Origin of the sequence: Flectobacillus sp. (assembly GCF_049240685.1) — a bacterium.
Taxonomy (GTDB): domain Bacteria; phylum Bacteroidota; class Bacteroidia; order Cytophagales; family Spirosomataceae; genus Flectobacillus.
Window position 1 is genome coordinate 1 of record NZ_JBMLSD010000326.1, and the last position, 8,111, is coordinate 8,111.

Annotated in this window: 4 protein-coding genes; 2 read left to right on the forward strand and 2 right to left on the reverse strand. The window is 32.3% G+C overall.

From position 1 onward, the window contains the following. Positions 1-500 precede the first annotated feature (500 nt). Both ACOVQ4_RS14795 and ACOVQ4_RS14800 read right to left on the reverse strand, forming a co-directional pair. Positions 501-1,217 (reverse strand): LytR/AlgR family response regulator transcription factor, encoded by a 717-nt coding sequence (locus ACOVQ4_RS14795; protein ID WP_421821401.1) that lies wholly within the window; start codon positions 1,215-1,217, stop codon positions 501-503. Positions 1,218-2,441: 1,224 nt separating this feature from the next. Beyond that, on the reverse strand, positions 2,442-3,611 hold the full coding sequence (locus tag ACOVQ4_RS14800) for a C1 family peptidase (RefSeq protein ID WP_421821402.1): 1,170 nt from the start codon (positions 3,609-3,611) through the stop codon (positions 2,442-2,444). A 1,447-nt stretch (positions 3,612-5,058) separates the two neighbouring features. On the opposite strand from ACOVQ4_RS14800, the gene ACOVQ4_RS14805 reads away from it, so the two are divergent. Together ACOVQ4_RS14805 and ACOVQ4_RS14810 are read left to right on the forward strand one after the other, a co-directional pair. Then, positions 5,059-5,766, forward strand: a complete 708-nt coding sequence (locus ACOVQ4_RS14805; protein WP_421821403.1) for a LytR/AlgR family response regulator transcription factor — start codon at positions 5,059-5,061, stop codon at positions 5,764-5,766. 65 nt (positions 5,767-5,831) lie between these two features. Next, positions 5,832-7,808 (forward strand): tetratricopeptide repeat-containing sensor histidine kinase, encoded by a 1,977-nt coding sequence (locus ACOVQ4_RS14810; protein ID WP_421821404.1) that lies wholly within the window; start codon positions 5,832-5,834, stop codon positions 7,806-7,808. Positions 7,809-8,111 lie beyond the last annotated feature (303 nt).

The window sequence follows — 8,111 nt, forward strand, 5'->3', positions numbered from 1 at the left end:
ATATCAAATATTAATCCAAGCTATAGTAAAGTTCCTTTGAAGAAAGGATTAACAGCATTTGATGGTGATAAAATACGTACAAGTTGTACAGGCTAAATTAGATTTAAGTTCTCTGCCCTAGGTTACAAGCCAAAGGCATTAGGCAAATAGGTTTCTAAAGAACCAATGAAAAATTTTGCTGAATGCCCAATGCCAAAAGCCAGCTTTACGGTATTTTGTACAATTACTGTTATTACACAAATGAAAAAAGCCCAAAGAGGGAAAAATAAGTGTTCGAATCGAGCTAAAATAGTTGTAAGTACAAAGCGTTGGTTGTTAATATTTTACATTCACAACTCATAATCAAGTATAAATACTCAGTTAGGTAATGGAAAAGTCAGATAAACTGAGAAATACATTTTGTCCAAGTGTTCTTTTAAAAAAGTCTATTTGTTTCCCTCTAAACTCCAAGTACATGGCATCATACACGCAAAATTATTTTAGTGTTGTGTAATCAGTAATTATGACTTTTGTAAAAACTCTTTCAACTCAAACCTAAAGGCTCTCCCTATTTTAATCTCCTTATTATCAAGGACTAACACCCCTCTCCCTAACTCTACACGCTTGATAAAAGAAGTGTTGATAATTTGTGACTTATTGATTTGAATAAACATCGTATCTAACTCCTCTTTGAATTTCTTTAAGGTCTTTTTTCTTACAAAAACTTTATGGTTTGTAGTGTTAATGAATGTATAATTTCCATCAGCATGTATAAATAAAATCTCTTCAAATGGGATTTTTATAGTTTGTTGATTCCGATTAAATACTTCAACATACCGAGTAAGTTTTGGAGGATAAGCATTTATGAGAAGGTTGAGTAAAGACTTAAATGAGTACTCATGAATTGGAGTACTCAAAAGTAAGCTTTTAGGATGCTTAACTACCAAGTCGTGGATAGAGTTATCAATCGTTTCTGCAATAATCAGCAAAGGAATTTCTAAAAAATCTTCATTGGCTAATACTTCAATTACAGAAATATCAATCGTTTTAACTTCAATGATAATCAAATCAAGTTGTTCTAATTCCAAATAGGAATATAAATGTATTATTTCTTTTACCACTCCAACACATCTATAAAACTCCTCATCCAAAAGTGACACTACATTTTTAGCTAGGATATCATCACCAGATACAATTAAAGTTTTGATAGGCTGCTTCACTCTATTTTTATTTTGCATAGCTTTAGTATGTTTCTTAGATTAATCACATTATTAATACTTGAGGTAAATACGTGGGGTATCGAAAAAAAATGATAATGAACAATCAGGGGTGACAAACTACCACATCGGTGCAAGTTGGCAATTGAAAATCTTATCTTCGAAATACTTTCGTCAAAAGCTTTGGCTAGCTAAATCTGCACGAGAATTAAGCAAAACTTTTGGCAAATATTTATGAGAATTGTAGAACTTTCTCGATAAATCAGAGCATCAAGATGATTGCTTGAATGAAAAAAAAAGCTAAAAAAACACTTGAAGTTAGGTGATAAAATACTCTATTTGATGACAAACCTACAACTGTATACGTTAGAGTATAGAAAACTATGAAAGTTCAAAAACACATTTCCATCAATTCTCACTCTTTTTATAAAGATTATCAAAATCGCTTTCAGTTTTTTTGTAAGTCACAGGAAAGATTATGTTCATTATAGATTCCTGCAAAAAATTGATAACATCCGTCAGACCTTGAGTGTATTCCAATAACTGTATACCATCAATAGCTTCGTTTTAGTTATCAATTAATAACTCAATAAAGTACTAGGGAGTAGAAAGCAAAAAAATGAATAGGCGTCTAACAATTGATTTCTCGCAAATCAAGACTTGAATAGTATTAAATCATTAGCGGTTTATACTGAAATTTTAAATATTTTAGAAGTAAGGAAAACACATTTGAGAAATACCTATTTCAATTTTCTGAGAATCTTTTGGCGTATTTTCGAGACTTAAATACTAATAATGTCTACTAAAAGATGAACTATTAATTCTTAGTTAATTAACCAGACTCAATTCGCACAGGAAATTTAAAATTATCTCATTTCATAGTGACGGATTTAGAGTCGAGTGTACTGAAATCAATATCTGATAAAATTCTGAATCATAACCCTACCATAGGCGCTCCATAAATCAATGGAATACCATTAAGTAGTCGTTAAATTAATAAGCAAAATAAGATTTACTATTTGAGCATTTGGCTCTCAGTTTGGGGCATTCGGAAAAAACATTTGAACACTCTTTTCTTTGTGCCTAATACACATAACTTAAATCTTATTTTGCCCACTTACTCGAACACTTGGCTTTAGGCTTTGAGCAGTAGGCATTAGGCAAAAGGGTTTTATAATGGCATATAAAACTCTTTATTTAGCTTAATGCCTAAAGCCTACTGCATGAACGCTTTTGCGTACTTATTTAATTCACGCTTAGTTCGAATGTACTACATGACGAAATGTTAATAGTATATTCTCTAATTAAAGTCGACTTGTCAGCTGTCAATATCTTAACTTTAAGTGCGCCTTTAGGAATACCCATAAATAATTGTGGTTCTGAGGGATCAATATTATCTGTATCGTCATTGGTATAAGAGGCCCCATACATTTCAACAGCAATTTCTTGATTTCTTTGGTTATTGATCACTAAATCTCCCCAAGAGGCATTCTCACAAGCACCCGGACTAACCTTACCCATATTAGGTCGTTGAGTATTATTAGGAACAAGTATTCCGATTTCAGCATCCGCCTCTTTTCCTAGCAGTTTTACGAAATAATCATAATCAACCCAGCCGTATCCAGCATCAGCCCAATCGGTACCCCAAGAATTAGCTATTTTAAAAGCCTTCTTAGTATCATCATAACCCACAAGCGTCATCGCATGAGCACCCTCGCTTTTACCACTCGCTTTTGACCAAATTTTACCAGCTTTAAGATTCATAAAACCCTGATCGATTTCTACTCCAAACCAAATTGGGAAGCCTGCATAAAGCCATGCTTTTAGCTCTTGTACATCATTATACTCATCTTCTCCCAAACGATAGTAGCCAGCCACTTTGTTTGCCGAAGCTTGAGTAACATGTGTGGCAGTAATAATACTACAGGTAGGACTATCTACAAAAGGCATTTGGTTCCAAGTAGTCGTCCCTGTTGTTTTCAACAAATCTGCAACGCCGATAATACCTTTCGAGTCGTCGCTAAACAAATAACATCCGTCGTTGCAATTATTATCTTCATTGGCTTGTTTGTAAGCCACATAAATAAACTCTGGACTAGGCAATCTGTTGTAATCTTTGGTTTTGACGCCATTATACATGCCTAAGATATAATAAGCACTCGAAAAAGCTACACACTTACTCGTTTCGCCTTGGCTAATAATTGGCGGTGTAGTCAATGAAAAACTTGTAGGTAAATCATCGATATAATCTTCATCAATATCAGCCTCTGAAGTGGCTTCATGGGCAGACTCTGAGCTCTTTTTCAGACCAGTTGGAAATTCAAGCGTAATTTCTATTTCGTCATCTTCAATGGAGGTTTTACAACCAAAAACTAATAATAACAAGGATAACAGATACAGTTTTTTAAGTTTCATTTTTAAAAAATTTCAAATTTACAATCATTTATCTCTACGGTATATCCAACTAAGTAGGTAGATTCTCATCTTGTTTAAATATGCTACTTATCCTTTTTAATTTTTGTGTTCTCAACAAAGTCAATTTAAACTTGTACGATTCACAGATACACTGAGACGTATACGAAACAAGTTTAATCGAACTTGTATTAAGCTTTTGCCGTAGGCCAAAAGTAGAAAGCACTTCTAATTGAATAGAAAAACCTATTCTCCTAATGCCTACAGCTCAAAGCCTATCTAATAATAATACAAAACTGCCATGTAGTATTACTAAATAAAAAAGCTCCATTTGGTGGAGGGGACTATATCAAACTCCCTCCTCATAACTTTGCGAAGGTTACCCAAATAGAATTATCAAATATACTTCGTGGCGGGAAGCATTTTTGAACTTTTTATGATTCAAAATTCTTTTTTAAAAAGGTTTTTTCCTAAAAAATAGAACTCATAAAGTGACGAATAACATAAAAACGATGACGAACTGCAATCCAAACAAATAAAAATTCATTTGCGTGAACAATTATCGTTATAAAACGTTGAGTTAATTACCTAGGCTCTTTTTTGAAAACTTAGGTAGTACCGTTAGTATTTGTAAATACCCGATCCACAGAGACAAGCGCAAGCAATTTACTGAACATTTTTACGAAGAATTGGTACTTTCAAACATTCAAAGAGTATATATTCAACAGATTACCCTTTATTACTTTAGTAAAACACAAGAATTTATTAAATTTGTAATACACTAACTATCAAAACATTAAAGTCATTACCTCGTACTTAATTAAACCATAAATCCTATTCAAAGCAAACATATCTTCCAATCTAACGGCTAATAATTAATAAGGTCACTTATTGTTATAGAATTTTATGTTAATTCTTTTGTAAATCATTTCAAAAAGTAACAGAGAAGCTATTCGTTTGTAATAGATAAGTTATTGAATGTACTACGAAACTGAGGGATTCTAACAAAATACAAAAGAGGTAATTTGCTCCTCTAATCTCTCTAAGCACCTAATTATCAATACCCAACTAGAAGTTATTCCTCATAAATCGTATTACTAGGCATAACGAGTAAAGGTAATAATGGTGTTTATATGTAATCTTAATCTTGGCAGAGTAACAATGTCTGGTAATCAAATTGCGAATGTAAAAATCTCATTATCGATTCAGCTATAATACTTAAGGCTTAGATAACAGAGCTAATACACGTACTATTTCACAAAAATCATTTGAAATTTTAGTTTATCGTCAAAAGTTTGTTTTTTGCAGAAGACTTCCTATTCTATCAAAAATACAATTTTGTGTATTATTCAGAACAGGATGTTAAATGTAATCGGCAGGTTGTCATTCGAAGGCAGTAGATTTATCAATAGGCCTTCTTGTCCTAACAATCTATTATTTTTCAACTACCATGAAAACGAAATTGAGTAATAAAAAAATATTAATTATTGAAGATGATGAGGCATTTGACATGTGGATTAGTCTGGTGCTTAGCAAATTAGAAATTATTGATTTGCATAGTGTAAGCCTAGCAGAAGAGGCCTTGGTTTATCTTGAGCATAACCGTCCAGATTTAATAATCTGTGATATTTTTTTAGAAGGAAATTTAACAGGCCTTGATTTTCTGAGAAAAATTCAACATTTTTCGATTCCTATCATTGTAGTAACCTCTTCCAATAGTTTGTCGCTTTATCGAGAGGTAGAGTTGGTCGAAAACGTTATTTATATGGTTAAGCCGTTCCAACCTGTGACATTTATTGCGGCCATTGAAAGGTTATTACTTACCAAAAATCTACCAGGCCTTGAAGAATCGTTTATCTTTGTTAAAACGCATAATAACAAACATGTAAAGTTATATTTAAAAGATATTCTATACTTAGAGTCCGATGGTAATTATACTTATATCTACACGCATGAAAAAAAATTAGCACTTCTTAAAAGTATATCTAAATTACTGGAAGAACTTGATAAGAGGTTTGTGCGTTGTCATAAAACTTATGCCGTAAACAAACAGCATATAATTTCTAGGACATCAACACAGATAGAATTATTTAATACCAGCATTCCGATTGGTCGAAGTTACCAAAAAGACTTTGAGCATGAAATAATGGCTACCTAACTAAAGAAACTTAGTGCAAGATGGATAATTAACCCATTGTAATTAATACCGCTATTATTCGAATTATGAAAAGTTTTCATTTGTATTTCTTTCTCACAAGTATTGTGATTGCTTTCCTACTTCGAAGTGATCAGGAGTTGATAGAGGAAAAATATAGAAAGTTTGATGAAAAAAAAATAGAGAAAGAAATACGAGTTTTTTCATCATTCATCACAAATAACGAGGACAGTACTAGGTATTACCTCAGAAAAACAGATATAGCTACCCGCGCTTATCCTTACCACCTTCAAAGAGGTAAGTTTTTTTTGGTCTTGGGTAACTACTATTTGTTTCATTCAAATTTTTTGGCGGCAGAAAAAAGTTATAGGAAGATACTTGATATAGCAAAGCATACAAATAGCAATAAAAGAATTTTATTAGAACAACCCGCTCTATTTTCACTTGGTAGTCTGGCAACAAGAAAAGGAAAGTATGTAGAAGGCATTAAATATTTTTTGGAAAATGAACAAAAACTCTTGGCTTCTTTAGAGTTAAGCAAAAATCCAGATTCTACGTATTTGAAACATCTCTCATTTATTAACTACACTGCTTTAAGCTCTATCTATTTTTCACTAAACAATTTGGAAAAAAGCTCCTTTTACCTTGATAAATCACAGCAATATTTGTCCCGTTATACTGATAGTCTCTACTACTTCCAGTTTAAAGGAATGCTGAGTAATTCTAATGGAAAAAAAAGCCGTTATTATTTTAATAAAGCATTGGATAAAGCCAAGCATGCGAAAGACTCTGCAGCCATTAAGGAAAATCTAAGTAATATTGGGCTTGGCTTCATGACCGAAAAAAAATACAAGGAGGCAATAGACTATGCACACAAATCAATCAATTTTAAGTTAAAACTGGATAATGTAGATCAGAATAATTATCAAAATTACTACATTTTGGGTATCTCGTCATTATGCCTAAAAAAATACAGTGACGCCGAGAAAAATCTGAAAAAAGCGCTCGTTTGCTATCAAATAAGACAGGACAAGAACTATGAATATAGAACTCTGTATTATTTGAGTAAACTTAATTCTGAGATGGGTAAGTTTCAAAAAGCGATGTATTACTCTGACAAGTACCAAATTGTGAAGGATTCCCTTTTAGGTATAGAAAAACAAAACCAAATCGCACAGGTAAATCTAGATTTTGAACTTAACTTAAAACAAAAGCAACTTGAACATGAGCAGAAAATCAATGTTTTGTTTTTTGTAATTCTTGGTATTTTATTGCTGTACCTTCTAGTTGCAATTGCTGCCTTATGTAGAATTAAGCGTACCCGCGACCTATTGGCATCACAAAATAAAATAATTGAAGAGCAAACCCTTCAACTCAGAAAAGTGAACGCTACCAAAGACAAACTTTTTATTATTATTGGACATGATTTGAGAAGACCCATCAACAACTTGGTTAACTTTCTTTATTTACTAGATGACGACTATAGTATTTCACCAGGTTATCTCAAAAAATTGAGGTATAATTTAGGGGGAGTACAGCTAATACTTGAGAATGTTTTGAATTGGGCAGAATCACAAATTAAAAATTATGCCCCCAAAAAAAGCAATATTGCTGTGAATTCAATTGTGAAGGAAATAGTTATACAGCTTCAGGAGAGCCTCAAAGAAAAAAACCTTAAGATAGATAATCAATTAGATAATGTATCAATTATCGGGGATGAAAACTATCTGCAAATCATCTTACGAAATATCATTAGCAATGCCATAAAATTTACTTCTAGAGGTGGAAAAATCACCATCTATTCTGAAGTTTTCGAGCAAGAAACACATATTGTGATTCAGGATAACGGAGTAGGTATCGATGAACTGCAACTAGAACATATTTTTGAATACCCTAATCCCAAATCTGGAACCAACAACGAAAAAGGTTCAGGGCTAGGGTTAACGCTGAGTTATGAACTCATACAAAAACTTAGAGGAGATATACATATTAAAAGTAAGAGGAATGAGGGTACTTCTGTAATCCTTGTTTTTCAAAAAACTTAGATAGATATCGGCTTTTGCTCAAAAAACCACACTTTTCACTTTAACACAATCGATTATAAATCTGATTAAGTACTTGGCTTCGGGCTGTATGCCGTAGGCATTAAACAAAAGGTATTTATAGTTTCATAAAAAACGCTAATTTTTCTTTAGCTTATGGTTTATGAAAATTCAACTCTGAATACTGAATTACGAGCGGCAAATCATAAATATAAAGTTTTCATTATCAATACATTACAACTACAATGTATTGATAATCTAATTGCTGGACAAAAAGAGAAAAGGTATTTAGACTTTTTCAATGAA

Excerpts from the sequence above, each read along its gene's own strand:
- ACOVQ4_RS14795 (WP_421821401.1), bottom strand. The coding sequence starts at position 1,217 with ATGCAAAATAAAAATAGAGTGAAGCAGCCTATCAAAACTTTAATTGTA.
- ACOVQ4_RS14810 (WP_421821404.1), top strand. The coding sequence starts at position 5,832 with ATGAAAAGTTTTCATTTGTATTTCTTTCTCACAAGTATTGTGATTGCT.
- ACOVQ4_RS14805 (WP_421821403.1), top strand. The coding sequence starts at position 5,059 with ATGAAAACGAAATTGAGTAATAAAAAAATATTAATTATTGAAGATGAT.
- ACOVQ4_RS14800 (WP_421821402.1), bottom strand. The coding sequence starts at position 3,611 with ATGAAACTTAAAAAACTGTATCTGTTATCCTTGTTATTATTAGTTTTT.